The sequence below is a fragment of the Novosphingobium sp. PhB57 genome, from assembly GCF_004342985.1.
Classification (GTDB): domain Bacteria; phylum Pseudomonadota; class Alphaproteobacteria; order Sphingomonadales; family Sphingomonadaceae; genus Novosphingobium.
The window spans coordinates 1,033,215-1,059,991 of sequence record NZ_SMBO01000001.1 but is presented as its reverse complement, the minus strand read 5'-3'; the positions used below and the strand labels follow the sequence as shown (position 1 = coordinate 1,059,991).

The window sequence follows — 26,777 nt, the reverse complement described above, 5'->3', positions numbered from 1 at the left end:
CTTGTCGTTTCAGCCTGCTGCCAGCGCGGCAAGCAGGAGCAGGGCGACGATATTGGTGATCTTGATCATCGGGTTCACCGCCGGTCCGGCCGTGTCCTTGTAGGGATCGCCGACCGTATCGCCCGTCACGGCGGCTTTGTGAGCTTCGGAGCCCTTGCCGCCGTGATGGCCGTCCTCGATGTATTTCTTCGCATTGTCCCAGGCGCCGCCGCCCGAGGTCATCGAGAGCGCCACGAACAGGCCGCCCACGATCACGCCCAGCAGCAAGGCGCCGAGCGCGGCGAAGCCGTTTTCGGTGCCCGCGGCCGCCGAGATCACGAAATAGACCACGATCGGCGCCAGCACCGGCAGCAGCGAGGGCACGATCATCTCCTTGATCGCGGCCTTGGTCACGAGGTCCACGGTCCGGGCGTAATCGGGCTTGGACTCGTAAGTCATGATGCCGGGATTGGCCTTGAACTGTTCGCGCACGTCCACCACCACATCGCCGGCCGCGCGGCCCACGGCGGTCATGCCCATGGCACCGAACAGATAGGGCAGCAGCGCGCCGAGCAGCAGCCCGACGATGACGTAGGGATTCTCCAGGCTGAAATCGACATTCAGGCCGGGGAAGAACTCCCTAAGATCGTTGGTATAGGCCGCGAAGAGCACCAACGCGGCAAGGCCCGCCGAGCCGATGGCATAGCCCTTGGTCACGGCCTTGGTGGTGTTGCCCACCGCATCCAGCGCGTCGGTCTTCTCGCGCACGGCGTCGTCCAGACCGGCCATTTCGGCGATGCCGCCGGCATTGTCGGTGACGGGGCCATAGGCGTCCAGGGCGACGACCATGCCTGCCAGCGCCAGCATGGCGGTAGCCGCATAGGCGATGCCGAGCAGTCCCGCGAGCTGGTAGGCCACGATGATGCCGGTGACGATCACCAGGGTGGGCAGTGCGGTGGCCTCAAGGCTGATCGCGAGTCCCTGGATGACGTTGGTGCCGTGGCCGGTCTCCGAGGCCTTGGCGATGGAGCGGACCGGCCGGTAGCCGGTGCCGGTGTAATATTCGGTGATCCAGATGATGAGGCCGGTAATGACCAGCCCGACCAGCGAGCAGTAGAACAGCGTGCGGCCGGAGAAGTCCGTTTCGCCGATGAGGGCGCTCATATCTCCGAGCGAATAGCCGATCGCCCACCAGATGGCCGGCACCGAGAGCACGGCGGTGACAAGGAAACCCTTGTACATGGCGCCCATGATGTTCTGCGATCCGCCGAGGCGGACGAAGTATGTGCCGATGATCGAGGTGACGATGCAGACGCCGCCGATCAGCAGGGGCAGGGCCATCAGGCCGGAAAAATTGTCGATGCCCTTCATGAGGAGGGCGGTCAGCACCATGGTGGCGCCGACGGTGACGACGTAAGTCTCGAACAGGTCGGCAGCCATGCCGGCGCAGTCGCCCACGTTGTCGCCCACGTTGTCGGCGATGACGGCGGGATTGCGGGGATCGTCTTCCGGAATGCCGGCTTCGACTTTGCCGACAAGGTCGGCGCCGACATCGGCCGCCTTGGTGAAGATGCCGCCGCCGAGGCGGGCGAAGATCGAGATCAGGGACGCGCCGAAGGCGAGGGCGGTGAGACCCTGGACCACGGTGCGGTCTTCTCCGCCCACGGTATGTCCGCCCGGCCCGGTGAGGTACCAGTAGAACACGGCGATGGCGAGCAGTGCGAGGCCGGCCACCAGCATGCCGGTGATCGCACCGGCACGGAAAGCCAGGGTCAGGCCCTGTTGCAGGCCGGTCTGCGCGGCGGCCGCGGTGCGCACGTTGGAGCGGACCGAGATGTTCATGCCGATGAAACCGGCAAAACCGGAAAGGATCGCGCCGATCACGAAGCCCACGGCCGAAACGGTCCCGAGCGTGACGACGATGATCAGTGCAACGACGATCCCGACAACCGCGATCGTCGAATACTGCCGCTTCAGGTAGGCTTGTGCGCCTTCCTGAATGGCGGCGGCGATTTCCTGCATCTTTTCGTTGCCGGCTGGAGAGCCGAGCACTTGGCGGCTGGTGACGAAGCCATAGAGAATGGCCAGAAGCCCCAGGACAATTGCGATCGTGACTGGATTCACAAAACGCCCCCTTTTCCCAATATGTAACGACGGGTTTTCCCGCTCGATACGACTAGGGCTATAGGGAAGCTCGACTAGTGGCAAGCGCCTTGATAAGCCGGGTTAGTAAGGTTTCCGTCGCCGGGTACGACGAGGCGCTCAATGCTGGTAGCCCAAGCGCTCGGGCAGGGGCGTGGGCCGGCCCTGCCACTCCAGCGCAATATCCGCGCCTTCTGCCACGGCGCCGATCGGCCGGACATGCGAGCCCGCCGCTGCGGCCGCCGCACGCACATAGGCGCTGTTCACGGCAGGCGCGGTGAACAGCAACACGTAGTCGTCGCCCGCCGTCATGGCCTGGAGCCTTTGTTCCAGACCATCGCCGACTGTGGCGACCAGCGCTCTGGACAGCGGCACGTCGTCGGCAGTAATGACGATCGAGACGCCGCTGGCATCGGCCATGCGCCGCGCATCCACCAGCAGGCCGTCAGAAACGTCCATCATGGCGGTCGTCAGGGGTGCCAGCGCCACGCCCAGCGCCGGCTCGGGCATGGGGCGGTGGTACCGGTCGATCAGCCAGCCGGCTTCGGGCGTCTCGACCCGGCCTCCCGACGTCAGCAGCTCCAGGCCGAGCCCGGAATCGCCGATCGTGCCGCTGACCCACAACAGATCGCCTGCTTGCGCCCCGCTGCGCGAGGGCACGGGGCAATCTTCCGGCCCGCGGCCGAGCGCAGTGAGCGAAAAACTGCGCGCCGAACCCTTGGGCATGCGCACGGTGTCGCCGCCGAGCAGAGGCAGCCGGAAATGCCGGCAGGCGAGTTCCAGCCCGGCCAGGAACGCGCGGTCCCAGTCCTCTTCGCCCAGAGCGTGCGACTTGAGGCAGCCGAGCGGTTCGGCGCCTTTCGCGGCCAGGTCCGAGGCGTTGACCGCCACCAGCTTCCACGCGACATCTTCGGGCGGATCGCCGGGCAGGAAATGCACGGCCTCCACCAGGGTGTCCATGGTCAGGACCAGCTTCTGTCCGCCGAGTTCGAGGACGGCGGCATCGTCCGCCAGCCCGCGCGCGGCGGGGCTGACGGCAATGGCGCGCAAGGCGTCGATGAAGGCGAATTCGCGGCTCACGCTGAGACCATGGGCCGCGCCGGGCCCCTTGTCGAGATCAGGCCTTGAGGATCATGCCGCGCGAAACACGCAGCGCGGCGCGTCAGCGGACCGACTTCGCCACGGCATCTAGCACGCCGTTCACGAACTTCGCCTCGCGCGCGTCGAAGAAGGCATGGGCCACGTCGAGATATTCGCTGATCGCAGCCGCCGTGGGCACGTCCGGGCGGGCCATCAGTTCGTAGGCGCCGGCGCGCAGGATCTGCAGCATGGTCTTGTCGAGGCGGGGCAGCGCCCAGCCTTCGGCCAGCTTGCCGGTGATCAGTTCGTCGATCTCGTCGCGGCGGGCGATCACGCCCTTCACCACGTCGTCGAAGAACGGAACTTCGGCCTTGGCGTACTGGTCTTCGTCGATTTCCGCACCCAGGCGGTGACGGTGGAACTCGTCCAGCAGCGTGGGAAGCAGGGTCGCTTCCATCTCGAACTGGTAGAGCGCCTGAACGGCCGCGAGCCGGGCGGCCGCACGGGCCTGCTTGGAATAATTCGTCATTGGCCGAGCCTTATGGAAATGGAGCGCGCATGCGCAGGAAGCCCTTCCGCATCGGCAAGGGCGACGGCGGCGGGGCCAATGGCCTCAAGCGCCGCCTGATCGAGCTGGATGAAGCTGGTGCGCTTCATGAAATCGAGGACCGAGAGGCCCGAGGCGAAGCGCGCGCGTCGCCCGGTGGGCAGGACGTGGTTCGGGCCGGCCACATAGTCGCCCACGGCTTCGGGCGTCATGCGGCCGAGGAATACCGATCCGGCATGGCGGATCTTGCGGAACAGGCTTTCGGGATCGTCGGTCGCGATCTCGACATGCTCGGCGGCAAGCGCGTCGGCCAGGATCGGCGCCTGTTCCAGGCTCTCGACGACGACGATGACGCCGTATTCGTTCCAGGACTGGCGGGCGGTCGCCTGCGTGGCGAGCGCGGAAAGTTCCAGCTCCACGGCCTCGGCCACGGCATCGGCAAAGGCCGCGTCGTCGGTGATGAGGATCGATTGCGAAGTCGGGTCGTGCTCGGCCTGGCTCAGCAGGTCGGCGGCAATCCGGCGCGGTTCGTTCTTCGCATCGGCGATCACCAGGATTTCGCTGGGACCGGCCACCATGTCGATGCCGACGACGCCGTAGAGCTGGCGCTTGGCCTCGGCCACCCAGGCATTGCCGGGGCCGGTGATGACATCGACCGGGGCGATCCGCTCGGTACCATAGGCCAGTGCGCCGACGGCATGGGCACCGCCCACGCGCCAGACCTCGTCCACGCCCGCGAGATGCGCGGCGGCGAGCACCAGGGCATTAACCTCGCCCTTCGGCGTCGGGGTGACGACGACGAGACGCTCGACGCCGGCCACTTTGGCGGGGATCGCGTTCATCAGCATCGAGGAAGGATAGGCCGCGCGGCCGCCCGGCACATAGAGCCCGGCGGCATCGACCGCGCGCCAGATCGCGCCGAGGCGCACGCCGGCTTCGTCGGTATAGTCGCGGTTTTCCGGGAGCTGGGCGGCGTGATAGGTGCGGATGCGGTTGGCAGCCAGTTCGAGCGCATCGCGCAGGGTCGGCTCCAGCGCATCGAAAGCGGCGCGGCAGGTCTCGGCATCGATCTGCCAGCCGCTCTCGTCAAGGTCGTGGCCATCGAAACGCTCGGTATATTCGGCCAGGGCCGCATCGCCGTTCTCACGCACGGCGGAGAGGATCTCGGCCACATCGCGCGCGACATCGACAGCGCTTTCGCGGCGGTCGGCGACGACACGCTGGAACGCCTCGGCAAAGCCTGCGTCCTTGCTGGAAAGCCGCAGCATCAGGCGGCCGCCTCGCGCGTCCGGGCATTTTCGGCCACCAGCGCGCGGAAGCGTTCGACCAGTGCGGCCACCCGCTCGTCAGTCTTGAGCGCTGCGCGATTGACGATCAGGCGGGCCGAAATGTCGAGGATGCGGCTGGTCTCGACAAGGCCGTTTTCCTTCAGGGTGCGCCCAGTGGAAACGAGATCGACGATGCGGCTCGACAGTCCCAGCGTCGGCGCCAGTTCCATGGCGCCGTTGAGCTTCACGACTTCGGCCTGCACGCCCAGCTTTTCGTAGTGGCGGCGCGTGAGGTTCGGGTACTTGCTGGCGACGCGCAAGTGCGACGGCAGCGCCCCCCCGACTTCGCCTTCGCGCTCCGCCACGGAGAGGCGGCAGTGTCCGACATCGAGGTCAACCGGCGCGTAGAGGTCCGGGTAGGCGAATTCCTCGACCACGTCGGAGCCGACGATCCCGACTTGCGCCGCGCCATGGGCCACGAACGTCGCCACGTCGAAAGCGCGCACGCGGATCAGGCGCGTGTCGCTGTTCTCGCAGGCGAAGGAGAGCGCGCGAGACTTCTTGTCGTGGAATTCCGCCTCGGGCACCACGCCGGCGCGCGCCATCAGCGGCAGCGCCTCGTCGAGGATTCGGCCCTTGGGCACGGCGAATGTCAGGGTTGTCGGCATGGTGCGCGCATTTAGGCTGCCATTGCGCAAAGGGCAACCGGGGATAACGGGCGTCTGACGACCTGGCCTGTTATTCGCCTGGGGCGCGGGCCTTGATGGCTAGGGCATGGACGCGCGTTCCGGGAATGTCGCCGAGCGCGGCATTGACGAGACGCTGGCGCTGGAGGCGGGAAACGCCGGTGAAAGCGGGGGTCTCGATCTCAATGGTGAAATGCGATTCGCCGGTGCCATCGTCGCCCATATGGCCGGCGTGGCTGGCGGAATCATTGATTACCGCGAGGTGGGTGGGGGCGAAGGCGGCTTCGAGAAGCTGCCGCATTTCCTGTGCGATCGGTCCGGTCATGTCTTCCATTTAGACGCAGCTTATCCCATCTGGAAGCCGGTGAGACATTCTAGATTTCATGGCAGGGTCGAATCCGGCGGACGCGAATGCAACTGGCCGGGATGTGAGGAAGCGGGCGAGTTTCGCGCGCCGGGCGTTCGTTTGCCGGGTTTCGACGGGCCCGGCGACTATCGCTGGTTCTGCCTCGACCACGTTCGCGAGTTCAATTCGGGCTACGACTATTTCGACGGCATGAGCGCGGAGGAAATCTTCCGTGCCCAGTCGCCGCTTCATGGCTGGGAAGCGCAAAGCCGCGCCTTCCGGCCGGACGCCGGCGTGGACGGAACGCCGCGGTGGGCCGATTTCGCGGACCCGCTGGAGGCGATCAGCGGGCGGGCGAGGGCCCATGTCCGGCAGCGCCAGGCCGACATGAAGCCGCAGAACATCCGCTTCACGCCGGAAGAGCGCCGCGCCCTGGAATTCCTGGGCCTGGACGGTGACATCGACAGCAAGACCCTGCGCCTCCGCTATACCCGGCTGCTCCGGCAGTATCACCCCGATCACAACGGCGGAGACCACAGCCACGCCGAGCGGCTGCAGGGCGTGGTGGAGGCCTACCAATTGCTGCGAAAGTCTTCGGCAATGGCTTCGGCCGGATAGGCGTTCAGCCGGGGGATCGAGAACTTGCGGCGGATGTGAGCCTGCTCAGGCTCCCTCTGCCTCGCAGATTTCGGCGAGTTGATCGGCGCAGGCAGACCAGCCGTCCACGAAGCCCATCTCTTCGTGCTGCTTCTTCGTTTCGCTGCTCCAGTGGCGAGCCGCGGCGGTGTAGCGAGTGCCGTTGCCTTCGCTTGTCACTTCCCAGATGCCGATCATGAAAGGGCCGGAGGGCTGGAAATCGGCAGTGACGGCATCGGTCGTCACGAAGCGGTGGCCTTCCTCGTAAGCGAGATAGATGCCGTTTTGCGGTGCTTCCTCACCGTCGGGGCCATACATCGTCATCCGGCAGGCGCCGCCGGCGCGCTTGTCCTGCTCATCAATCTCGACCCGCCAGGGGCGAGGGCACCACCATTCCTCCTGGCGATTGGCCATGACGTCCCAGACTTTCTCCACGGGGGCGTCAATGAAGCGCGTGATCGAGAGTTCGTTGCTGGCATCGTTCACGGACAATCTCCTCAATCGCGAATCGTTCAGTCGCGGTCCGGCGCGCCGAGCGGGAAGTAGGCGCGGAAGGGTCGGGCATCCTCGACGCAGCGCGCGACGGAGGGCAGGGACAGCAGATGTGCGCGCCATTGCCGCAGGCGCGGCCTGTCTTCCGGGATGGGGTGGACCCAGTCGGAATAGAACAGCGATGGCGCCGCCGCGCATTCGATCAAGGTGACCTGATCCATCGGCGGATAGAACTGCAGCCAGCCTTCCAGCCAGGCATAGACCCTGTCGAGTTGGGCGCGCGCTTCCGCGCAGCGAGCAAGATCGGGGTTCTTGCTGTCGCGGATATATTCGTTCACGACGATCTGCATCACGTTCATGACGTAGTTGTCGAACACGCGGTCCAGCATCCGGATCGCCGTGGCCGCATCGGGATCCTCGGGAACCAGCGTGCCGGGCGCGATGAGATGCCGGTCGATATATTCGACGATCGTCGTCGCTTCGAACAGAAGGTTCTCGCCATCGCGCAGCACCGGGAACTTGCCGAGCGGGCCGGCGGTCTGGACGACTTCGGCATGTTCGGGGTGTTCGGCATCGATAATGCGGAACGCGAAAGGCACGTCATAGGCGTAAAGCGGGATCAGCACCTTCCAGGTGTAGGACGAGAACGGATGGCCGAAAAGTTCCAGGCTCGGTTCCGGATTCATGCGCCGGTTCCTTGCCCGGCATGACCGGCGACGGCGGCCTCGATCGCCGCGATGTCGATCTTGCGCATCGTCATCATCGCCTCCATCCCCCGCTTCGCTGCCGCGCGGTCCGGGTTGGTAAGGGAATCGCTGAGCGCCTTGGGGGTTATCTGCCAGGAAAGGCCCCACTTGTCCTTGCACCAGCCGCACATGCTCTCGGCCCCGCCATTGCCGACGATCGCATCCCAGTAACGGTCGGTTTCCTCCTGGTTCAGGGTTTCGACCTGGAAGGAGAAGGCTTCCGAATGCTGGAAAGTCGGGCCGCCGTTGAGGCCGATGCATTCGATACCCATGACCGTGAATTCCACGGTGATGACGTCGCCCTGTTTGCCGTCCGGATAGTCCGTGGGAGACTGGACGACGCGGGTGACGTGCGTGTCGGGGAAGACCGAGGCATAGAAATTCGCCGCCTCTTCCGCCGCGCCGTCGTACCAGAGGCAGACGCGGTTCTTTGCAGGGCGCCCAGCGGTCATTTCTTCATCTCCCCGATCAGGGTGTTGTCCACGGCTTTGGCGGCCTTGTAGCCTTCCCGCGCCTGGAAACGCTCGGCGTAGGCAACGAAAGCCCGGCGCGGCGGCATCGTGCCGAACGTGAGCCCCCAGTCGACCGCGCTGCCGACGTAGACGTCCGCCATGGTGAAGCGTCCGCCGCAGACATAGTCGGCCTGGTCGAAATGGCTCTCCAGCGCGTTCATCGTGCGCTCAAAGTTGCCCCAGCCGGCCATCGGCTCCTGCTCGGGCGTGGGTTCGCACTTGAGGTGGCGGGAGGTGATCGCCTGTTCGACCGGGCCGGAGGCAAAGAAGGTCCAGCGGTAATAGTCCGCCATTTCGGCATCGTTCGGCAGCAGCCCGGCCTCGGGATGCATTTCCGCCAGGTAGAGGCAGATCGCCGCCGCTTCAGTGACGACCCGGTCCCCGTCTTCGGCATGGTGGACGATGGTGGGCACTTTGCCCATCGGATTGACCGCCAGGAAACTCTCCGGCTTGTCCTTCCAGTCGATCAGGATCTGCCGATAATCGGCCCCGACTTCGTGTAGCGCCCAGCGCGCGATCTGCCCGCGCGACATGGGATTGGTATAGAAGGTGTAGTCGGCCATGATCCTACTCCATCGTCCTGCTTGAAGGCGGAACAATCATGGAACATCGTTCCGCCGTCAATGGCCTTTCGTTCCTGTCGCGCCCCGGTCTTTTTTCGGGGATCAGTCGCCTTTCGGCCCGACCAGTCCAAAGCCGGCGCCCTGAGGATCGAGCGCGACGATGATCCACTCCCCGCCTGGCACTTCGTGCGGTCCCATCAGGACCTTGCCGCCATTTGCCTCCACCGCCGTTTTCGCCTGTGCGATGGAGGGCACGCCGAAGTAGAACATCCAGACCGACGGCTGGCTTTCTTCCTGCCGCTGCATGATCGCGCCCAGCGTCTGGCCGTGGTGCCCGATGAAGCAATAGTCGCCCATCTCGCCCATCGACATCTTCTCGTCGAACGTGAAGCCGAAGTGCTTCCCGTAGAAGGCCATGGACCCGGCCTGGTCGGGGCTGGCGAGTTCGTTCCAGCGCACCCGCTGGTTCTCCGTGACGGAGAAGACGTCACTGGCGGCATCCGGCTTGTCGGCAGGTGGGACCGGCTTCATCAGATAGATCGGCACGCCCTGCGGATCGGCGACCATGGCGATGCGGCCGACGGGCAGGTCCGTGGCCGGCATCTGCACTTTTCCGCCCTCGGAAGTGATCGCCTCCACCGCGGCATCCACGTTCTCCACGTAGAAATAGGGGAGCCAGATCGGCCTTGCGCCGCCTTGCGCCATGTCCTCGGTGATGGCCATCGCGCCCCCGGCCATGCCGCCGTCGTCGCGAACGATCATGCGGTAGTCGAGGCCTCCTGCCTCGGGATCGGCATGAGTGGCGATCGTCCAGCCGACGACCTCGCGATAGAAGGCGGCGGCGCCCTCGATGTCGCTGGTGAGCAGTTCGTACCAGATGAAGCTTCCGACGGGATTGGCCACGGTCATTCTCCCTGTTCGCTCTGGGGCAGCACGACGACGGACTGGAATCCGCCGAAGATCATGCGGGCACCGTCGAACGGCATGGGGTTCTTCTCGGGGTCGAAGCGCGGGTCGGTCTTCATCAGTTCCATGAGCAGGCCCATCTGGCGATCGCGGGTGCCCTTGTCAGGCCATTCGATCCAGCTGAAGCAGACCACTTCGTCCTCCTTCGCCGCGACGGCGCGGAAGAAGTCGGTCTGCTTGCCGTGCTCGACATCGTCTCCCCAGCATTCGACGATGCGCGTGGCGCCGTACTCCATGAAGTAAGTGTCGAATTCCCGGGCGTGGGCGATGAACTTGTCCTTGTTGGCGGCAGGGACGGCAATCACGAAACCATCGACATAAGGCATGGCTATTCTCCTAAGTGGCGGGAGAGGCGTAGCTTTCGAGTTGTTCGGCAAGGGCCCGGCGGAAGGCCGGACGGTTTTCGCCGCGCGCCTTGTAGGCGGCGAGCGCGGGAAACTCTGCGAGGATCGCGGTATGGTCCAGGCTGCGCAGCACGGTGACCAGCAGGATATCGGCAATGGAGAAATCTCCGGCGATCCAGTCCTTGTCGCCGAGCGCGGTCTGGGTGGCGGCGAGGCGCGACTGCGCCAGCTTCACCGCGCTTGGCCGCGCTTCGGCTGCCCAGGGTTTGCCTGCGTGGAAGATATCGAGCGCGCCGATCTGCGCGACGAAGGGCTCCACGCTGTTGAGAGCGGCGAACAGCCAGGTGATCGCCAGCCAGCGTGCGCCGGGCTCGGCGGGCAGCAGGCGTTCGTCCTGCTCGCCCAGGTAGAGCAGGATGGCGCCGCTTTCGAACAGCTTGCGCGTGCCGTCGTCGAAGGCGGGGACCTGGCCGAAGGGTTGCCATTCCCGGTAGGCATCGGGGCGCGGGTGATAGACGTCGAGTTCCTCTACCCGGTAGTCCCGGCCCAGCTCTTCGTGCGCCCAGCGCAGGCGAAGATCGCGGACCTGCCCGCGAACCGGCGGCGGAACGTCGGCATAGGCCGTGAAGACGGTGGAAGCGGTCTCGCTTCGAGGCATCGACACTCTCCTGTTCGCATGACCGTAGTCTGTGCGGCACGGCCATGAACGGCGCCCCTTGCGGGCCCCGATCGGTGTCGCCCTGGACCGGGCGATTCGTTATTGCAGGAGCCTGGGCAATCAGGTTACAAAAAGCAACTATGAAGTTGAAAAAGGAAACCGGCGCCGGGTCGAAGCGGCCGGGCGGCGCGGTGAACGAACCGGAAGATACCAGCACGCAGGCCGCATTGCACGGACGCTGGTATCGCGACGCCTGCGGCGCGGCTTTCGCCATGGAACTCGTGGGCGAGCGCTGGACCCTGCCGATCGTGCGCGAGATGATGCTCGGGCCGCGGCGCTTCAACGGGTTGCGCGCCTCGCTGCCCGGAATCAGCGCCAAAATATTGACCGAGCGACTGGGCAGTCTGGAGGCTTCGGGCATCGTGCGGCGCGCGGAACTTCCGCCGCCGGCTTCGATCAAGGTCTATGCGCTGACGGAGTGGGGGCTGGCGCTGGAGCCGGTCATGCAGGAGCTGGGCCGCTGGGCGGTGCGCTCGCCGGGACACGACCCCTTCCTGCCGCTGACGCCGGTGGCTTTCATGCTTTCCCTGCGCACGATGATCGAGCCGGCGCGGATCGGCGCGCTTGCCTTGCGGGTGGTGTTCGATGTGGCGGGCCAGGCTTTCCTCGGCACTTTGGGGCGGGGGGAACTGGGCATCGCCCCGGCCGGGGAAGAGGTAGGGGCTGTCGATTTGCGCTTCGCTGCGGAAACCGCGACCGATTTTCTCCCGGTGTTCTACGGCAAGCGCTCGGCCGAAGAGGCGGGGGGGCGATTGTCGATCGAGGGCGACCCGGCGCTCGCTGCGCGTTTCATCGATCTGTTCGCGCTGCCGCGGAAACTCGGGCGCGCCGACGATGCAGGGGATTGAGGCCCGTCGCCCATCGCAAGCGTGACCAATGCTCTTGGCGGCGGACGACCCCGACCTTTCACGGAAGCAGCGCCTGTCGGCATCGCGCCCTGGTTTTACCCATAAGCCGCAAAGCCTGTTGCGGTGCAGCGCTCGCTTGTCTACGCGAGTGCAACGATGACTGAGACCGAGACCATGAAAGCCGAGAACCGAGACGCCACCGTGCTGGCTGCTCCCGACATCGAACTCGACGTGCGCGAGACTTTCGGAATCGATATCGACTGGAAGGTGCCCGCCTTCTCCGTCGCCGACGAGCGCGTTCCGGATCTGGACGAGACTTACGTCTTCGACCCGGACACCACGCTCGCGATCCTGGCCGGCTTTGCCTACAACCGCCGCGTCATGGTGCAGGGCTATCACGGCACCGGCAAGTCGACTCACATCGAACAGGTCGCCGCGCGCCTCAAGTGGCCGTGCATCCGCATCAACCTCGACGCGCACATCAGCCGCATCGACCTGATCGGCCGCGACGCCATCGTCCTGCGCGACGGTCTGCAGGTCACCGAATTCCGCGAAGGCCTGCTGCCCTGGGCGCTGCAGCACCCGGTGGCGCTGGTGTTCGACGAATACGACGCGGGCCGCCCGGACGTGATGTTCGTCATTCAGCGCATCCTCGAAACCGAGGGCAAGCTGACCTTGCTCGACCAGAACCGCGTGATCCGTCCGGACCGCAATTTCCGCCTGTTCGCCACCGCCAACACGGTCGGCCTCGGCGATACTTCGGGGCTCTATCACGGCACCCAGCAGATCAACCAGGGTCAGATGGACCGCTGGAACCTGGTGGTCGGCCTCAATTACCTGCCCGAGCCGGTCGAAACCGACATCGTCACCAAGAAGGTGCCGCAGGTGGATGCCAAGGTCGTCGCCAACATGGTCAAGGTCGCGGACTTCACCCGCCAGGGCTTCATGAACGGCGATATCTCGACGGTGATGAGCCCGCGTACGGTGATCACCTGGGCGCAGAACTCGGCCATCTTCAACGACGTGGGCTTCGCCTTCCGCCTCTCGTTCCTCAACAAGTGCGACGAGACCGAGCGCGTGATGGTGGCCGAATACTACCAGCGCGTCTTCGGCAAGGACTTGCCCGAGAGCGTGGTCGGCAAAGTCTGACCTTCGAATTGCGAAACAGGAAAAGGGAGGCTGCGGCCTCCCTTTTTTTATGCTCGCCTAGGATCGCGACGCCTCAAAGCTTCGTCAGCTCTCCGGGTAGATGGCCTTGACGAAATAGAGCCCGTCCGGCGGCGAATTCAGGCCGAGCGCCTGCCGGTCGCGCGCTTCCAGCGCCTCGGCAACCCGCGCTTCCGTCCAGCGGCCCATGCCCACCAGCGCCAGGCAGCCGACCATCGAGCGGACCTGGTGATGCAGGAAACTGCGCGCCTCGGCCTCGATCAGCACCATCTCGCCTTCGCGCCGCACATCGAGCCGGTCGAGCGTCTTGAGCGGGCTTTGCGACTGGCAATGGGCCGAACGGAAGGTCGTGAAGTCATGCAGCCCGACCAGCGTCTGCGCCGCGCGGTGCATGGCGGCCGCGTCGAGCGGCTTGGGCACCTGCCAGGCCTTGCCGCGCTCCAGCGTGAGCGGCGCCCGGCGGTTGGCGATACGATAGACATAGGCGCGGCCGATGCAGGCGAATCGCGCATGCCAGTCGTCCGGCACGATCTCGCAGGCGACCACCGCGATCGGATGAGGCCGCAGCCGCGCATTCATGCCCTCCATGAACTGGAAGGGCGTGAAGGGCTTGGCGATGTCGATATGCGCTCTCATGCCCAGGGCATGGACTCCCGCGTCAGTGCGCCCGGCGGCATGCATGCTCGTGGTCTCGCCGGTAAGGGCGAAAGCCGCTTCCTCGACGCTCTGCTGCACCGAAGGACCGTGCGCCTGGCGCTGAAGGCCCATGTAGGGGGCGCCGTCGAATTCGAGAGTGAGGGCAAAACGGGTCATCGCGCCGCCGATACAGGACTGTGCGCGGACTGCAAACGCCTTGGCTCACGGTCGCAAGCGGCGCATCCTAACGGGCGCTTCATGGGAGAAGGCAGGATGAGCGACGAAAGGACTATCGCCGAGCGGCCCCGCTTCGAGACGTTTCGCGGCGGCGCGGCGCTTTCGCTGGACGAATGCGGCTGCATGACCCTGGCAGGCGAGGCGCCGAACATGCTCGCGGCGCTGCCGCTCTTCGCGAGCGCCGGGCCGGAGACCGGGGAGCGGGTGGACGTGCCCTATCGGCGACCGGGCATGAGCCTGGCGCGGCTCCAGCTGAAGAGCGGCTTCGCCCTGCCGCTGCACAGCCATGACTGCGATTGCCTGTACTATATCGTCGCGGGCAGCGTCGAACTCGGCACCGAAACGCTGTCGGCAGGCGACGGCTTCTTCGTGGGCAGCGAGGTGCCCTATGCCTATGTGGCCGGACCGGAGGGCGCGGAAGTCCTGGAGTTTCGCGCTACCGACAGTTTCGACATCCGGGTGCGCGACAAGTCGCCGGCAGGCTGGGCCCGCGCCGCCGAACGGGTCCGCGACGCGCAAGCCAGATGGGCGAACGAGCCGCCGCCCGCTCCCCGTCTCTCTGGCGGCCAGTTGCCCGAGCGCCAGGCGCCCGAGCCGTCGTGACGATCAGCCGAGGCGCGTGCCTGCCGGTATCGGCCGGCCGCGCAGCAAGTCGGCCGTGTCCATAGCAGGCTTCCCGGCGCGCTGGATGCGGGTCACGCGGATGGCGCTGTCGGCACCGCACGCCACGGTGAGCGCTTCGTCGAGCGTCAGGCCAGGCTCGCCCGAACCTTCGGCGACGTCGGCCGCCAGCACTTTGTAGCGCTCACCCTCAAGTTCGAAGAACGCGCCGGGCGCAGGCATGAAGGCGCGAACCTGACGCTCGACCTGCTCGGCGGCCTGCGTGAAGTCGAGCCGGGCCTCGGCCTTGTCGATCTTTTTTGCGTAAGTGACGCCGTCTTCCGGCTGGGAAACGTGGCGATGGACGGCCAGGTCGCGTAGCGTGCCGACCATCAGTTGCGCCCCTTTTTCCGCCAGTTCGGCCGTCAGTTCGCCCGCCGTCTTGCGCTCTATCGTGGTGCGCAAGGTGGACAGCATCGGCCCGGTGTCCAGCCCGGCCTCCATCTGCATGATGGTGACGCCGGTGGTGGGATCGCCGGCGAGGATCGCCCGCTGGATCGGCGCCGCCCCGCGCCAGCGCGGCAGGATGGAGGCGTGGATGTTGAGGCACCCCAGGCGCGGCGCGTCCAGCACCGCCTGCGGCAGTAACAATCCGTAAGCGGCGACCACGGCAATGTCCGCCTCCAGCGCGGCGAATCGGTCCTGTTCCTCTGCGCTGCGCAGCGAGACGGGGTGCCGCACTTCGATCCCGCGCATCTCCGCTTCCTTGTGCACGGGCGAGGGCGTCAGCTCCTTGCCGCGCCGGCCACCGGGGCGGGGGGGCTGGCTGTAGGCCGCGACGATCTCGTGCCCGGCCTCCACCAGTGCGACCAGCGCGGGCACTGCGAAGTCGGGCGTTCCCATGAAGACGATACGCATGGTGTGGGGAAATCTCCGAAACACTTCCTCTAAGGCTCCGGAGGCCCTATCCCCGGCGCCATGGCATCGCAAGAGATCGAGACGCTTACGGCCGCGCTGTCGCGCCTTCCCGGACTTGGCCCCCGTTCCGCGCGGCGGGCCGTGCTCTGGCTCATCAAGCGGCGCGAGACTTCGCTGGTGCAACTGGTGGAGGCACTTGGCGCCGTGAAGGAAGCGCTGGTAGAGTGCGCGACCTGCGGCAATATCGACACGACCAACCCTTGCGGCATCTGCGCCGATCCGCGCCGCGACGCCGGATCGCTCTGCGTGGTGGAGGAAGTGGCGGACCTCTGGGCGCTCGACCGGGCGCGGCTCTTCACCGGGCGTTATCACGTCCTCGGCGGTCGTCTTTCCGCGCTCGACGGCGTGCGGCCGGAAGATTTGACGATCGACCGGCTGCTCGTGCGGGTGGAGGCTGGCGGCATCGACGAAGTGGTGCTGGCCATGAATGCGACGCTCGAAGGGCAGACCACGGCGCATTACATTGCCGAGCGTCTTGAAGGGCTTCCGGTGCGCATTACCCAGCTTGCCCACGGCCTGCCGGTGGGCGGTGAACTCGACTATCTGGACGAGGGTACGCTGGCCCAGGCGATCCGGGCACGGCGGCCTGTGAGCTAGCCGATCACTGTCATCGAAGCGTCCATCTTGCGAAAAACCGCCATCGCGACTATCTGCGCCCCATGGCTATCCGTGAAATCCTCGAAGTTCCCGATCCGCGTCTCAAGCAGGTTTCGGTCCCCGTCGAAAAGTTCGACGACGAGCTCAAGACGCTCGTCGAGGACATGTTCGAGACGATGTATGACGCACCGGGCATCGGCCTGGCCGCCATCCAGGTGGGCGTTCCCCTGCGCGTTCTGGTGATCGACCTTCAGCCGGACGACGAGGATGCCGAGCCGGAAGTGTGCACCGCTCACGGTGATCATCACCACACGCACCAGCCGACCAGGAACGAGCCCCGGATCTTCATCAATCCGGAAATCCTCGATCCTTCGGAAGAGCACACCGTCTACCAGGAAGGCTGTCTCTCGGTCCCCGAGATCTATGCCGACGTGGAGCGCCCCTCGCGCATCCGTGCCCGCTGGCAGGACCTCGACGGCACCGTGCACGAGGAAGACATGGAAGGCCTGATGGCCACCTGCCTTCAGCACGAGATGGACCATCTCGAAGGCATCCTCTTCATCGACCACCTCTCGCGCCTGAAGCGCCAGATGGCGCTCAAGAAGCTGGACAAGCTGCGCAAGGCGGCGTGATTTCCGCTTCGGTGGAAAATCCCCGATAAGGGCTGGCGTTCCTGAAACGTTCCGGATAGGCTTCCGGAATGGAAATCGCTGTCGCCGCACTTTTCGCGCTCGTTGTCGGTCTTGGTGCCGGCTGGTTCTTCGGGTCCCGACCTGCCGCTGAATGGCGGCAGCGGCATGAGACGCGCGACCGTGAGGCGCGCGATCTCGACGAGCGCTTCCGGGCAGCGATTCGCGACCTGGCAGGCGCCACGGAGCGCGCCAGCCGGGCCGATGACCTTGCGGCATCGCTGGAACGCACCCGGGCCGAACATGGCCTGGCGGTGGACCAGCTGCGCAAGGACCATGGCGAGACGGTGGAGCGCCTGCGCTTCGAGCATGTACAGATCCTGGACCGCACGCGCGGCGAATTGACCCAGGTTCTCGAACGCACCCGGTCCGAGCATGCCGGTCTGGTCGATGGCTTGCGCCGCGAGCAGCGCGAACTGGCTTCCGAACTCGCGACGCTGCGCGAAAAATCCGCCAATTTCGACGAACAGAAGCGGCTTCTGCTGCAAGCGCAGGAAGCGTTGCGCAAGGAATTCGAGAATGCGGGCGCGAAAGTGCTCGCAGGGGCGCAGGACGCTTTCCTGCGCCGCGCCGGGGCGCGGTTCGAGGAGAGCGAGAAAGCCAATGCCGAGCGCATCGCCACGCTGCTGGCGCCGGTCGGGGAGCGCCTCAAGTCCTACGAACTGCAGGTATCCGCGCTCGAAGCCAAGCGGGTCGATTCGTTCGGCCAGCTCACCGGCCTGATCCAGTCGATGCGCGAAGGGCAGGAAAAGGTGCGCGAAGAAGCGCAGCGGCTCGGCAATTCTCTGCGCAATGCCCCCAAGGCGCGAGGGCGCTGGGGCGAGCAGCAGCTTCGCAATGTGCTGGAGCAATGCGGTCTTGCCGAGCACACGGACTTCGTCACCGAGCATTCGATCGACACCGAGGAAGGCCGACTGCGGCCGGACGCGATCGTCAACATCCCGGGCCAGAAGCGCCTGGTGATCGATGCCAAGGTCTCGCTCAATGCCTATCAGGAGGCCTTCGAGGCGCAGGACGAAACGACTCGTGACGCCGCGCTGCGCCAGCATGTCGCCTCGATGCGCAATCACGTCCAGACCCTGGGCGCCAAGAGCTATCAGAGCCAGTTCGAGGACACGCCGGATTACGTGGTCATGTTCGTGCCGGGCGAGCACTTCGTGGCCGCTGCACTGGAGCAGGATCCCGAACTCTGGGACTTCGCTTTCCGCAACCGTGTTCTGCTGGCCACGCCGACCAATCTCGTCGCCATCGCCCGCACCGTGGCGCAAGTCTGGCGACAGGACGGCTTGGCGCGCGAGGCGCGCGAGATCGGCCGGATGGGCGGCGAACTCTACGATCGTCTGGCCACGGCCAGCGAGCACATGAAGCGCGTGGGCGCGGGTCTCGAATCGGCGGTGAACAATTACAACAAGTTCGTAGGCAGCTTCGAGCGCAACGTACTCAGTTCGGGCCGCCGCCTGCGCGACAAGCACATCGAGATCGGCAAGCGCGAAATCGACGACGTGCCGCAGATCGAATCGACGCCGCGCTATGGTGCCGAAGCCGTGGCCGAAGAGATCGAGGCCATTGCCGAGACCCGGCCCGCCGTAGAGGATAATCCCCTGTCGGAAGCGGCCGAATAGGCCTCAGCTTCCGTCAGCGGTGCGCGTCGGTCGTTCGATGGGGCCGCCTTCGCGAACCAGTTCGGCCGTGTGCCCGCTCGATTGCAGGATCATGTGATTGCCCTCGACGGCGAAGCGGGGCGTTGCGACGAGCAGGGCGTTCACGGCCTTTTCCTGGTCCCAGGCGGGAACGGTGCAGGTCATTTCGGTAAGGGCGAGGGGCCCGGCGATCAGGCGCTCCTCGTCGATGCGCCAAGGGCCGTCCATGCGGTTGCAACCGACCTGAACGCCCACCTTGCGTCCTTCGAAGGTCAGGCGCGCATCCGTTGAATCGGGGCGTTGCCCGTCGATCAGGGCAAAGCGCCAGGTCGTGCGGGCCAGGGGCGAATCGTCGCCCTGTATGGAACAGGCAGCGAGGGGCGACAGGAGGCAGAAAGATAGCAGAGCGGCACGCATGATGCGGCGCACTCTACACGTCCCAGATGATGCCCGGATGAACGCCCTTTTCAGTTACCGTCCTGACGATGGGGTCCGTCAAGGTGTGCCAGGGCTTCGTAGGCCAGCACGGCACCCGCCACGGCGGCGTTCAGGCTGTCCGCCCGCCCGCGCATGGGAATGGTGACGCGCAAGTCACAGGCTTCCTCATAAGCTTGCGGCAGGCCCTGCGATTCGTTGCCGACCATCAGGAAGCACGGCGCGGCGTAGGGCGCCTGGCGATAATCCGTGGGATCCCGCAGCGAGGCCGCGACGAGCTGGCCTTCGCCGGCCCGCAACCATTCCTGGAATTCGTCCCAACGGGCGATCGCGATCTTTTGCGTGAAGATCGCCCCCATGCTGGCGCGCACCGCTTCGACCGAAAAAGGATCGGCGCAGTCGTCGAGCAGGATCAGCCCGCCGGCACCGACGGCATCGCCCGTTCGCAGCATCGTTCCGAGGTTGCCCGGGTCGCGCAGGGCCTGCGCCACCAGCCAGATCGGCGCCGAAGCGCGGTCTAGATTGGCAATGCGCGTGTCGAACTCGGCGAAAACGCCCGCGACGGCCTGCGGATTGTCCTTGCCGGTGACCTTGGCGAGAATTTCCTCGTCCATTTCGACGATATCGCCGCCAGCTTCCGCGACAGCCTGTTCGAGCGCATCGAGAAGAGGGTGTGGTTCGCGGCCGATAGCCATGACGAGCATCTCCGGCACGATGCCGCATTCGCGGGCATCGGTCAGGAGGCGCAGGCCCTCGGCCAGGAAGCGCTGTTCCCGCTTGCGGTGCTTCTTCTCGCGCAGAGAGCGCAGGAACTTGACCAGCGGGTTGGAGAATCCGGTAATGGTGCGGCGGTAGACCGCGCGGTCGGAAGGCGTCATTCTTCGCCGAAACCGTCACGCACGAGCGTGGCGAGGACCGCAAGCGCATCCTGCGCGCCTTCGCCCTGGCAGGCGATCTCGATGCTGTCGCCCTTGGCGGCACCGAGCATCATCAGCCCGAGAATGGAATTGCCGGCCGCTTCGGTCCCGTCCTTGCCGACGGTGACCAGCACGGATTCCGGCAGTTCGGCGACGTGGTTGACGAACTTGGCACTGGCGCGGGCATGAAGGCCGCGCTTGTTGACGATCAGCACCGTCTCACGCGCAGCGCTCATGCGGCGTCCTGCCCGAGGTATTCGCTGGCGATCGTGATGTAGTTTCGCCCGGCATCGCGCGCGGCTGCGGCGGCGTCGCGCACGGACATGCAGGCACGCGCCTTGGCGAGGCGAATCAGCATGGGCAGGTTGATTCCGGCGATCACTTCGACTTTGCCGGCCTGCATCAGCGAGATGGCGAGATTCGAAGGCGTGCCGCCGAACAGGTCGGTGAGGATGATGACGCCTTCGCCGCTGTCGACGGCTGTGATCGCTTCGGCAATCTCGCTGCGACGGCGCTCCATGTCGTCGTTGGGACCGATGCAGACGGTGGCGACCGCGGACTGGTCACCGACGACGTGCTCCATCGCGTGTACGAATTCCTCGGCAAGATTGCCGTGAGTGACCAGGATCATGCCGATCATGCTGGGGTTAGGCTCCGAATTTCCTGCGAATGCGACCGGGTTATATAATCTTCTTTCACGCCACCGGACCCCTTCGAGAATTTCCCCCCTCGAGCAGATCAGCAGCCCGCGAGCCCAGGTTGCGATGCAACAATGTGGGCGAAAAACCCGCTTCGCGCAAGGCCGCTGCCATTTGCTCGGCGGTATAAACGGAACGGTGTCGCCCTCCGGTACACCCGAAGGCAATGTGAAGATAGGCCTTGCCCTGGGCGCGGTACCGCGGAAGCAGGAGCAGCAGAAGGTCGCGAATCCGCGCAAATGCTTCGTCGAAAGCAGGGTCTTTGCGGATATAGTCGCCCACCGGGGCGTCCTGTCCGGTCATCGGGCGTAACTCCGAATCCCAGTGCGGGTTCTCCACGAAGCGCATGTCGAAGACGAAGTCGGCCAGCGGGGGCATTCCGCGTGAGAAGCCGAAGCTGGACACCGTGATCGTCAGGTCTTCCGGCTCGTCAGTGACGAACCGCTCGCGAATCGCGCGTTGCAGGTCGTTAGACGTGAACTCGGTGGTTTCTATCAGGATGTCGGCCCAGCGGCGCAGCGGCGCCAGCAGTTCGCGCTCGGCCCGAATGCCGCTGTCCACCGGTGAGTCGGCCGCCAGCACATGGCGCCGGCGGGTCTCGTTGAAGCGGCGCTCCAGCTCCTTGCTCGAACAGTCGAGAAACAGCGTGGTGACTTCCAGATCCGCGCGTTCACCCAGCGCCTTGACCTGTGCGATGACCCGCTCGGGATTGAAACCGCGGGTACGGCAATCGAAGCCGATCGCAAGCGGCGATGGGTCGTCCGAGGGTTTGCCCTCGATCATGCGCTCCAGCAGACGGACCGGGAAATTGTCGATGATTTCCCAGCCGAGATCCTCCAGCACCCGCAGGACCGTGGTCTTGCCGGCACCGAGCATGCCGGTCACCAGCAACACTTTCTGTCGGCGGGCGGGCTGAGTCGGGTCGAGAGGGGCCGGGGAAGCCGCTCCGGGGGGGAGATCGTCCTGCATCCGGGGCTGTTTGCGCCCCGGCGCGGGGAAAGAAAAGGGGCGATCTTACAGGTTTGTCACCCGGTGAGACCATAATGCAACAACGCCAGCTCGACCTTCAGCGCCAGGGGCCCGGCATCGGGCCAAAGGCGCAGCGCGGGTATGGCGATGCCGCCGAGGTCGATGGTCTCCGCTGCTTCGATGAAACGCGGCGCGGCGGGGTCGAGCGTGACCAGCAGGGCCACCGGCGCCTCGTCGGCGCAGGGGAAGGGCAGAATGCCGAGATTGCGCACTTCGATCAGGCCCCGTGTGTGGGGATGCGGCCGCGCCCAGAGGCGGCCGCTCGTCGCTTGCAGCAGAATGCCGTCGTCACCCACCAGACGGGCCCCGCGGTCGATGAGCGCGAGGGCCAGGCCAGACTTGCCCGTGCCCGATGGCCCTTCGATCAGCAATGCGCGGTCCGCGATGGCGACGCAGGTGGACTGCCGGGCGAAAGGCGCGGTCATCGTCATTCCCCCTGCCACGCGGGCAGCGAAAGGAGCAGCCGTGCGCCATGGGTGCCGTCCGTGCGGTCCGTGGCGCGCAGCTTGCCGTAATGCGCCTCCACGATGGTGCGGGCGATGGCCAGGCCCAGGCCCGAATGCTTGCCGAACTCCTCGCTGTTCGGCCGCAGCGAATGGAAGCGTTCGAAGATGCGCTCGCGGGCGGCTTCCGGGATGCCGGGGCCGTGGTCGGACACGGAGAGAGTGACGCGGCCCTCGCTGCGGCCCACCGCGACTTCGATCGGCGTGCCGCCCGGCGAAAAGGAGATGGCGTTGTCGAGCAGGTTCTGGAGCACGCGTTCCAGCCGCGACGCGTCGCCGGGAACCAGGAGGTCGCCGTCGGCCTCGCGGATGATGCGGACCGGGCAGGCGCCGTTGACGCCGCGCTGCTCACGCTCCGCGACGAGCGCGCGGACGAGGCGGAGCATGTCGACCGGCTCGAATGTCGTGCGGCTGAGTTCCGCGTCGATGCGGCTGGCATCGGCGATTTCGGTGACGAGGAAGTCGATCCTCCGCACGTCGTCCTTGGCGATGCCGATCAACTGGCGCCGCAAGGAAGGCTCATCGACGCGGTCGAGATTCTCGAGCGCGCTGCGCAGGCTGGTGAGGGGGTTTTTCAGTTCGTGGGCGACGTCAGCCGCGAAGCTCTCCACCGCGTCGATGCGCTGGCGCAGGGCGCCGCTCATGTCCGAGATCGCGCGGGCGAGCAGGCCGATCTCGTCGCGGCGGTCGGGCAGGCGCGGCACGATCACGCTGCGGTCGCGGCCGAGCCGCACGCGCACGGCGGAGCGGACCAGCTTGCGGAGCGGCTCGACGATGGTGCGCGCCAGGAACAGCGAGAGCAGGATCGAAACGGTAAGCGCGGCGCCGACGATGATGGCGAGCGTCTGGCGGGCCATGCGCACGTTTTCAGTAATGTCGCGCGCGTTGCGGGTGACGAGCAGCGCCTCCCCGCGGTGCCCGACCGGCGTTGCGGCGATGATCACCGGTGTACGGTCAGGCGCGGCCTTGTGGCTGACTTCGGTGCGTCCGCTGGCAAGAGCGGCAGCCACTTCCGGCCAGGCGGAGGCGCCGGCGCCGGGCGCATCGTGGTAATCGGCGACCGGCGGTGAGCCGAGGACCCAGTCCATGCCCTTGTCCAGCGCGCGGGCGGCATCCTGGAACCAGGGCTCCGTGGCGGGATCGATGAGGGTGTAGGAGGGCCTGGCCAGCGTGAAGCTGTCTGCCGCGAGCTTGCCGTTGCGGTCAAACAGACGCAGGCGCAAGGCCTGGCCGGAGCCGATGCGGGCGATCAGATCGCGGCGGCGTTCGGCCTGTTCGCCGTTCAGCGTGATGGCGACGACTTCGGCTTCCGCGCGGGCCAGGCGGAAGCGTTCGTCCAGCAATTCGCGGCGGTAGCTGTCGATGTAGAACAGGCTGCCCGCCAGCAGGGCCAGGGCGATCACGTTCACGGCGAGGATGCGCGCCGTCAGGGAGACGCGCCAGGACAGGCCGAGCCTGACCGGCAGAGGGGCCTTGCGCCGCTTGCGGGTGGGGCTGGACATCACGGCCGGGCGGAGGCGTGCGGAGGCGCGGGCGGGTTGGCGAGGGGCCGGAGGCGGCGATGCGGTTCAGCCATCGGTGAACGAATAGCCGGCGCCGTAGAGCGTATCGATCGCGGAGAATTCGGGGTCGACCCCGCGGAACTTGCGGCGCAGGCGCTTGATATGGCTGTCGATCGTGCGGTCGTCGACGTAGACGTCCTCGCTATAGGCGGCGTCCATCAGCTGGTTGCGGCTTTTCACGACGCCCGGCCGCAAGGCGAGCGCTTCCAGGATGAGGAACTCGGTAACGGTCAGCGAGACCGGTTCGCCATTCCAGGTCACCTGATGGCGTGCGGGGTCGAGGCTGAGGCGGCCGCGTGTCACCGGGTCGGGCAGGTTTTCCTGCACGGTCTCCTCGCTGGACGTCTTCGCCAGTTCGCTGCGGCGAAGGATCGCGCGAATGCGGGCGATCAGCAGGCGCTGGCTGAACGGCTTGGTGATGTAGTCATCCGCGCCCATCGCCAGGCCCAGCGCCTCGTCCGGTTCCTCGTCCTTCGAGGTCAGGAAGATCACCGGCAGGCTGGACTGTTCGCGCAGCGCCTGGAGCAAGTGCAGCCCGTCCATGCGCGGCATCTTGATGTCGAAGATGGCCAGGTCCGGCGGATTCTCCAGCAGGGCCTTCAGCGCCGTTTCGCCATCGGTATAGAGGCGCGTGGCGAAGCCTTCGGCCTGGAGACCGATCGACACGGTGGTCAGGATGTTGCGGTCGTCGTCCACCAGCGCGATCGATTGCTGGCGGACGGGCGCCGGCAGGGTCTCTTCGGGGGAAGGGCTGCCCGTGGCGGGGGAGCCGGCCGGGCCTGGCGTGGAAGATGCCGTGGATTCAACCATGGATTGCGCTGCGTTCCTTCCGTGCAATCGAACGCCGTGACTAGCGGCTGCCGGCCTGGCCGTCCACGCCTTTGCGATTCGTCCCGAATTTGCCCCGGAATGGTCGAGGTGCATTCGTCCTACCTCCCCCGCTCCATTTATTTTTGCAAAAATTTGACGGAAAAGGGGCTGGGCGAATAATCGCCAGCCGATTCTTGCGCAAAAATGTCGGGGCGTGCCTGGTTCCCGCCGGTCCCGCCTTAAATGGAGGAGATGACATTGGCCGCTTCCCTTAACTATCCGCTCGCCAGTCAAGGCATAGAAACAGGCGCGAAAGTGCTCGCGAACCTCGGCACTGCGCCGTTGATCGAGCAAGCCGTCAAGAATGGCGAGGGCATGCTCGCTGCGGACGGTCCGTTCGTCGTGGCGACAGGCAAGCACACCGGGCGCTCGGCCAAGGACAAGTTCATCGTCAAGGACGCCGAGACCGAAAATACGGTCTGGTGGGGCAAGACCAACGTGCCGATGACGCCGGAACATTTCGCCGCGCTCAAGGCCGATTTTCTGGCTGCCGTGTCCGAGAAGGATCAGCTCTACGTGGCCGACCTGTTCGGCGGCTCGCAGCCGGAACACCGCGTGAAAGTGCGGGTGATCAATGAGTTCGCCTGGCACAACCTGTTCATCCGCACGCTGCTGGTGCGCCCGACCGAGACGGAGCTGGAAAGCTTCGTGCCCGAATACACCATTATCGACCTGCCGAGCTTCCGCGCCGATCCCGAGCGCCATGGTTCGCGCAGCGAGACGGTGATCGCGGTCAATTTCAGCGAGAAGCTGATCCTCATCGGTGGCACCTCCTATGCAGGCGAGATGAAGAAGTCGGTCTTCGGCATTCTCAACTACCTGCTGCCGACCAAGGGCGTGATGCCGATGCACTGCTCGGCGAATATCGGTCCCGAGGGCGATACTGCCGTGTTCTTCGGCCTTTCCGGCACCGGCAAGACCACGCTTTCGGCCGATGCCTCGCGTACCCTGATCGGTGACGACGAGCATGGCTGGTCCGATACCGCCGTGTTCAACTTCGAAGGCGGCTGCTACGCCAAGATGATCCGTCTTTCGGCCGAAGCCGAGCCGGAAATCTTCGCCACCACCAAGCGCTTCGGCACGGTGCTGGAAAACGTGGTGATCGATCCGGAGACGCGCCAGATCGACCTCGACGACAACAGCCTGGCCGAAAACAGCCGCGGGTCCTACCCGATCGACTTCATTCCGAACTGCTCGGAGAAGAACCTCGGCCCGGTTCCGAAGAACATCATCTTCCTGACCGCCGATGCCTACGGCGTGTTGCCGCCGATCGCGCGGCTCACCCCGGACCAGGCGATGTACCACTTCCTCTCGGGATATACCGCGCGCGTTGCCGGCACCGAAATCGGCGTGACCGAACCGGAAGCGACGTTCTCCACCTGCTTCGGCGCACCGTTCATGCCGCGCCATCCCTCGGTCTACGGCAATCTCCTCAAGGAGCGCATCGCCAAGGGCGGCGTGAAGTGCTGGCTGGTGAACACCGGCTGGTCGGGCGGTATGGCGACGATGGAAGGCATCAAGCGCATGCCGATCAAGGCCACCCGTGCCCTGCTCAATGCCGCGCTCGACGGCAGCCTCAACAATGCCAAGTTCAAGGAAGATCCGAACTTCGGCTTCGAGGTTCCGGTGGCGGTTCCGGGAGTCGACAGCAAGCTGCTCGACCCGCGCGGCGCCTGGGCAGATGGCGATGCCTACGACAAGACGGCGCAGACGCTGGTGCGCCAGTTCATCGAAAACTTCGCCCAGTTCGAAGAGCATGTCGACGAAGGCGTGCGCAAGGCGGCGCCGGTCGCGGCCTGATCTTGGACAATCCTGCTTCGAAAGCGCTTGGTTCTACCTGAATCAGGCATTCCGGCTTGAAATAAACAGGGGGCCTCGGAACTTCGGTTTCGAGGCCCTTGTTTTGTCATCAAGACAGTGCATCCTCCTCTTCCCCCTCTCTCCAGGAGAAAGACCATGGGACTTTTCGACGGCATCCTTGGACAAGTCAGCGACCACCCCGACATCGCGAACCTCGCCTCCAAGCTCGGCATCGAGCCGGCGCAGGCTGAAAAGGCGATTGCCGCGCTCGGACTGGCGCATCAGGAAGAGGGCGACACGGCGCAGCTGGCCGCGCAGAAGACCGGTCTCGGCGTCGGCACGATCCAGCAGGTGATCGCGGCCATCGGCGGCGAAGGCTCGCTGGGTCAGTTCGCCAGCCTGGTCGGCAGCGACCCTTCGAAGTTCACCGCGTTCCTCGACAAGGACGGGGACGGCAGCGTGATCGACGACCTGACCGACATGGCCAAGGGCTTCTTCGGCAAGAAGTAAGCGAGCGGCCCAACTCGTGAATTATCGTCGTCCCGG

Annotated in this window: 32 protein-coding genes; 9 read left to right on the top strand and 23 right to left on the bottom strand. The window is 65.7% G+C overall.

The window, feature by feature from the left end; all coding sequences use genetic code 11:
* Positions 1-9: 9 nt before the first annotated feature.
* The 6 genes from EDF58_RS04870 to EDF58_RS04845 all read right to left on the bottom strand — a co-directional run bounded on the left by EDF58_RS04870 (position 10) and on the right by EDF58_RS04845 (position 6,027).
* A complete protein-coding gene (locus EDF58_RS04870) occupies positions 10-2,103 on the bottom strand; it encodes a sodium-translocating pyrophosphatase (protein ID WP_132263141.1) in 2,094 nt (697 codons plus the stop codon).
* Positions 2,104-2,241: 138 nt separating this feature from the next.
* A complete protein-coding gene (thiL, locus tag EDF58_RS04865) occupies positions 2,242-3,201 on the bottom strand; it encodes a thiamine-phosphate kinase (RefSeq protein ID WP_132263139.1) in 960 nt (319 codons plus the stop codon).
* 82 nt (positions 3,202-3,283) lie between these two features.
* Positions 3,284-3,730 carry a transcription antitermination factor NusB gene (nusB, locus tag EDF58_RS04860; protein ID WP_132263138.1) on the bottom strand — a complete coding sequence of 149 codons (447 nt, stop codon included), beginning with the start codon at positions 3,728-3,730 and terminating at the stop codon, positions 3,284-3,286.
* A complete protein-coding gene (gene hisD, locus EDF58_RS04855) occupies positions 3,727-5,016 on the bottom strand; it encodes a histidinol dehydrogenase (protein ID WP_132263136.1) in 1,290 nt (429 codons plus the stop codon). The genes nusB and hisD overlap by 4 nt, the downstream gene beginning before the upstream one ends.
* A complete protein-coding gene (gene hisG / locus EDF58_RS04850) occupies positions 5,016-5,684 on the bottom strand; it encodes an ATP phosphoribosyltransferase (RefSeq protein ID WP_132263134.1) in 669 nt (222 codons plus the stop codon). The genes hisD and hisG overlap by 1 nt, the downstream gene beginning before the upstream one ends.
* Positions 5,685-5,754: 70 nt before the next feature.
* Complete coding sequence (locus EDF58_RS04845) at positions 5,755-6,027, bottom strand: BolA family protein (RefSeq protein ID WP_207912811.1); 273 nt, start codon at positions 6,025-6,027, stop codon at positions 5,755-5,757.
* 39 nt (positions 6,028-6,066) lie between these two features.
* Here EDF58_RS04845 and EDF58_RS04840 point away from each other — a divergent pair, with 39 nt between their 5' ends.
* Positions 6,067-6,666 (top strand): J domain-containing protein, encoded by a 600-nt coding sequence (locus EDF58_RS04840; RefSeq protein ID WP_132263131.1) that lies wholly within the window; start codon positions 6,067-6,069, stop codon positions 6,664-6,666.
* A 45-nt stretch (positions 6,667-6,711) separates the two neighbouring features.
* On the opposite strand, the gene EDF58_RS04835 is transcribed toward EDF58_RS04840, so the two are convergent.
* The 7 genes from EDF58_RS04835 to EDF58_RS04805 all read right to left on the bottom strand — a co-directional run bounded on the left by EDF58_RS04835 (position 6,712) and on the right by EDF58_RS04805 (position 10,965).
* On the bottom strand, positions 6,712-7,170 hold the full coding sequence (locus EDF58_RS04835) for an SRPBCC family protein (RefSeq protein ID WP_132263130.1): 459 nt from the start codon (positions 7,168-7,170) through the stop codon (positions 6,712-6,714).
* 26 nt (positions 7,171-7,196) lie between these two features.
* The gene (locus tag EDF58_RS04830) at positions 7,197-7,862 is read right to left on the bottom strand and encodes a glutathione S-transferase family protein (RefSeq protein ID WP_132263128.1); all 666 of its coding nucleotides are present in this window, start codon (positions 7,860-7,862) and stop codon (positions 7,197-7,199) included.
* The gene (locus EDF58_RS04825) at positions 7,859-8,374 is read right to left on the bottom strand and encodes a VOC family protein (RefSeq protein WP_132263126.1); all 516 of its coding nucleotides are present in this window, start codon (positions 8,372-8,374) and stop codon (positions 7,859-7,861) included. The genes EDF58_RS04830 and EDF58_RS04825 overlap by 4 nt, the downstream gene beginning before the upstream one ends.
* Positions 8,371-8,997: a glutathione S-transferase family protein gene (locus tag EDF58_RS04820; RefSeq protein ID WP_132263124.1), complete on the bottom strand. Its 627-nt coding sequence runs from the start codon at positions 8,995-8,997 to the stop codon at positions 8,371-8,373. The genes EDF58_RS04825 and EDF58_RS04820 overlap by 4 nt, the downstream gene beginning before the upstream one ends.
* A gap of 102 nt (positions 8,998-9,099) precedes the next feature.
* On the bottom strand, positions 9,100-9,906 hold the full coding sequence (locus EDF58_RS04815; RefSeq protein WP_132263123.1) for a VOC family protein: 807 nt from the start codon (positions 9,904-9,906) through the stop codon (positions 9,100-9,102).
* On the bottom strand, positions 9,903-10,289 hold the full coding sequence (locus EDF58_RS04810; RefSeq protein ID WP_132263121.1) for a DUF1428 domain-containing protein: 387 nt from the start codon (positions 10,287-10,289) through the stop codon (positions 9,903-9,905). Before EDF58_RS04810 ends, EDF58_RS04815 begins: the two co-directional genes overlap by 4 nt.
* A gap of 10 nt (positions 10,290-10,299) precedes the next feature.
* Complete coding sequence (locus EDF58_RS04805) at positions 10,300-10,965, bottom strand: glutathione S-transferase family protein (RefSeq protein ID WP_132263120.1); 666 nt, start codon at positions 10,963-10,965, stop codon at positions 10,300-10,302.
* Between the two features lie 140 nt (positions 10,966-11,105).
* On the opposite strand from EDF58_RS04805, the gene EDF58_RS04800 reads away from it, so the two are divergent.
* On the top strand, positions 11,106-11,873 hold the full coding sequence (locus EDF58_RS04800) for a helix-turn-helix domain-containing protein (protein WP_132263118.1): 768 nt from the start codon (positions 11,106-11,108) through the stop codon (positions 11,871-11,873).
* A gap of 156 nt (positions 11,874-12,029) precedes the next feature.
* Complete coding sequence (cobS, locus tag EDF58_RS04795; RefSeq protein WP_132263117.1) at positions 12,030-13,022, top strand: cobaltochelatase subunit CobS; 993 nt, start codon at positions 12,030-12,032, stop codon at positions 13,020-13,022.
* A gap of 84 nt (positions 13,023-13,106) precedes the next feature.
* On the opposite strand, the gene truA is transcribed toward cobS, so the two are convergent.
* On the bottom strand, positions 13,107-13,853 hold the full coding sequence (truA, locus tag EDF58_RS04790) for a tRNA pseudouridine(38-40) synthase TruA (RefSeq protein ID WP_132263115.1): 747 nt from the start codon (positions 13,851-13,853) through the stop codon (positions 13,107-13,109).
* Positions 13,854-13,949: 96 nt separating this feature from the next.
* Here truA and EDF58_RS04785 point away from each other — a divergent pair, with 96 nt between their 5' ends.
* Positions 13,950-14,516, top strand: coding sequence for a hypothetical protein (locus EDF58_RS04785; RefSeq protein ID WP_243654073.1), 567 nt, complete (start codon positions 13,950-13,952; stop codon positions 14,514-14,516).
* A 3-nt stretch (positions 14,517-14,519) separates the two neighbouring features.
* Here EDF58_RS04785 and fmt read toward each other — a convergent pair whose 3' ends face one another.
* Positions 14,520-15,431 carry a methionyl-tRNA formyltransferase gene (fmt, locus tag EDF58_RS04780; protein WP_132263113.1) on the bottom strand — a complete coding sequence of 304 codons (912 nt, stop codon included), beginning with the start codon at positions 15,429-15,431 and terminating at the stop codon, positions 14,520-14,522.
* Between the two features lie 60 nt (positions 15,432-15,491).
* Between fmt and recR the strand changes: the two genes are divergently transcribed.
* The 3 genes from recR to rmuC all read left to right on the top strand — a co-directional run bounded on the left by recR (position 15,492) and on the right by rmuC (position 18,399).
* A complete protein-coding gene (gene recR, locus EDF58_RS04775; RefSeq protein WP_132263112.1) occupies positions 15,492-16,088 on the top strand; it encodes a recombination mediator RecR in 597 nt (198 codons plus the stop codon).
* Positions 16,089-16,150: 62 nt separating this feature from the next.
* On the top strand, positions 16,151-16,720 hold the full coding sequence (def, locus tag EDF58_RS04770) for a peptide deformylase (RefSeq protein ID WP_132263110.1): 570 nt from the start codon (positions 16,151-16,153) through the stop codon (positions 16,718-16,720).
* 68 nt (positions 16,721-16,788) lie between these two features.
* Positions 16,789-18,399, top strand: a complete 1,611-nt coding sequence (gene rmuC, locus EDF58_RS04765) for a DNA recombination protein RmuC (protein WP_132263108.1) — start codon at positions 16,789-16,791, stop codon at positions 18,397-18,399.
* Between the two features lie 3 nt (positions 18,400-18,402).
* Here the strand turns inward: rmuC and EDF58_RS04760 are convergent, their stop codons facing one another.
* The 8 genes from EDF58_RS04760 to EDF58_RS04725 form a co-directional block, all read right to left on the bottom strand.
* Positions 18,403-18,834: an META domain-containing protein gene (locus tag EDF58_RS04760; protein WP_132263107.1), complete on the bottom strand. Its 432-nt coding sequence runs from the start codon at positions 18,832-18,834 to the stop codon at positions 18,403-18,405.
* 50 nt (positions 18,835-18,884) lie between these two features.
* Positions 18,885-19,730 (bottom strand): RNA methyltransferase, encoded by an 846-nt coding sequence (locus EDF58_RS04755; RefSeq protein WP_132263105.1) that lies wholly within the window; start codon positions 19,728-19,730, stop codon positions 18,885-18,887.
* Complete coding sequence (locus tag EDF58_RS04750) at positions 19,727-20,005, bottom strand: HPr family phosphocarrier protein (RefSeq protein ID WP_132263103.1); 279 nt, start codon at positions 20,003-20,005, stop codon at positions 19,727-19,729. Before EDF58_RS04750 ends, EDF58_RS04755 begins: the two co-directional genes overlap by 4 nt.
* Complete coding sequence (locus EDF58_RS04745; RefSeq protein WP_132263101.1) at positions 20,002-20,409, bottom strand: PTS sugar transporter subunit IIA; 408 nt, start codon at positions 20,407-20,409, stop codon at positions 20,002-20,004. Before EDF58_RS04745 ends, EDF58_RS04750 begins: the two co-directional genes overlap by 4 nt.
* Positions 20,410-20,464: 55 nt before the next feature.
* Positions 20,465-21,436: an RNase adapter RapZ gene (gene rapZ, locus EDF58_RS04740; RefSeq protein WP_132263100.1), complete on the bottom strand. Its 972-nt coding sequence runs from the start codon at positions 21,434-21,436 to the stop codon at positions 20,465-20,467.
* A 56-nt stretch (positions 21,437-21,492) separates the two neighbouring features.
* Complete coding sequence (locus EDF58_RS04735) at positions 21,493-21,921, bottom strand: HPr kinase/phosphatase C-terminal domain-containing protein (RefSeq protein ID WP_132263098.1); 429 nt, start codon at positions 21,919-21,921, stop codon at positions 21,493-21,495.
* A gap of 2 nt (positions 21,922-21,923) precedes the next feature.
* Positions 21,924-23,501 carry a stimulus-sensing domain-containing protein gene (locus EDF58_RS04730; RefSeq protein ID WP_132263097.1) on the bottom strand — a complete coding sequence of 526 codons (1,578 nt, stop codon included), beginning with the start codon at positions 23,499-23,501 and terminating at the stop codon, positions 21,924-21,926.
* Between the two features lie 66 nt (positions 23,502-23,567).
* On the bottom strand, positions 23,568-24,371 hold the full coding sequence (locus tag EDF58_RS04725; RefSeq protein ID WP_132263095.1) for a response regulator transcription factor: 804 nt from the start codon (positions 24,369-24,371) through the stop codon (positions 23,568-23,570).
* A 258-nt stretch (positions 24,372-24,629) separates the two neighbouring features.
* On the opposite strand from EDF58_RS04725, the gene EDF58_RS04720 reads away from it, so the two are divergent.
* Both EDF58_RS04720 and EDF58_RS04715 read left to right on the top strand, forming a co-directional pair.
* Positions 24,630-26,231 (top strand): phosphoenolpyruvate carboxykinase, encoded by a 1,602-nt coding sequence (locus tag EDF58_RS04720; RefSeq protein ID WP_132263093.1) that lies wholly within the window; start codon positions 24,630-24,632, stop codon positions 26,229-26,231.
* A gap of 156 nt (positions 26,232-26,387) precedes the next feature.
* The gene (locus tag EDF58_RS04715) at positions 26,388-26,741 is read left to right on the top strand and encodes a hypothetical protein (RefSeq protein WP_132263092.1); all 354 of its coding nucleotides are present in this window, start codon (positions 26,388-26,390) and stop codon (positions 26,739-26,741) included.
* The last annotated feature ends 36 nt before the right edge of the window (positions 26,742-26,777 follow it).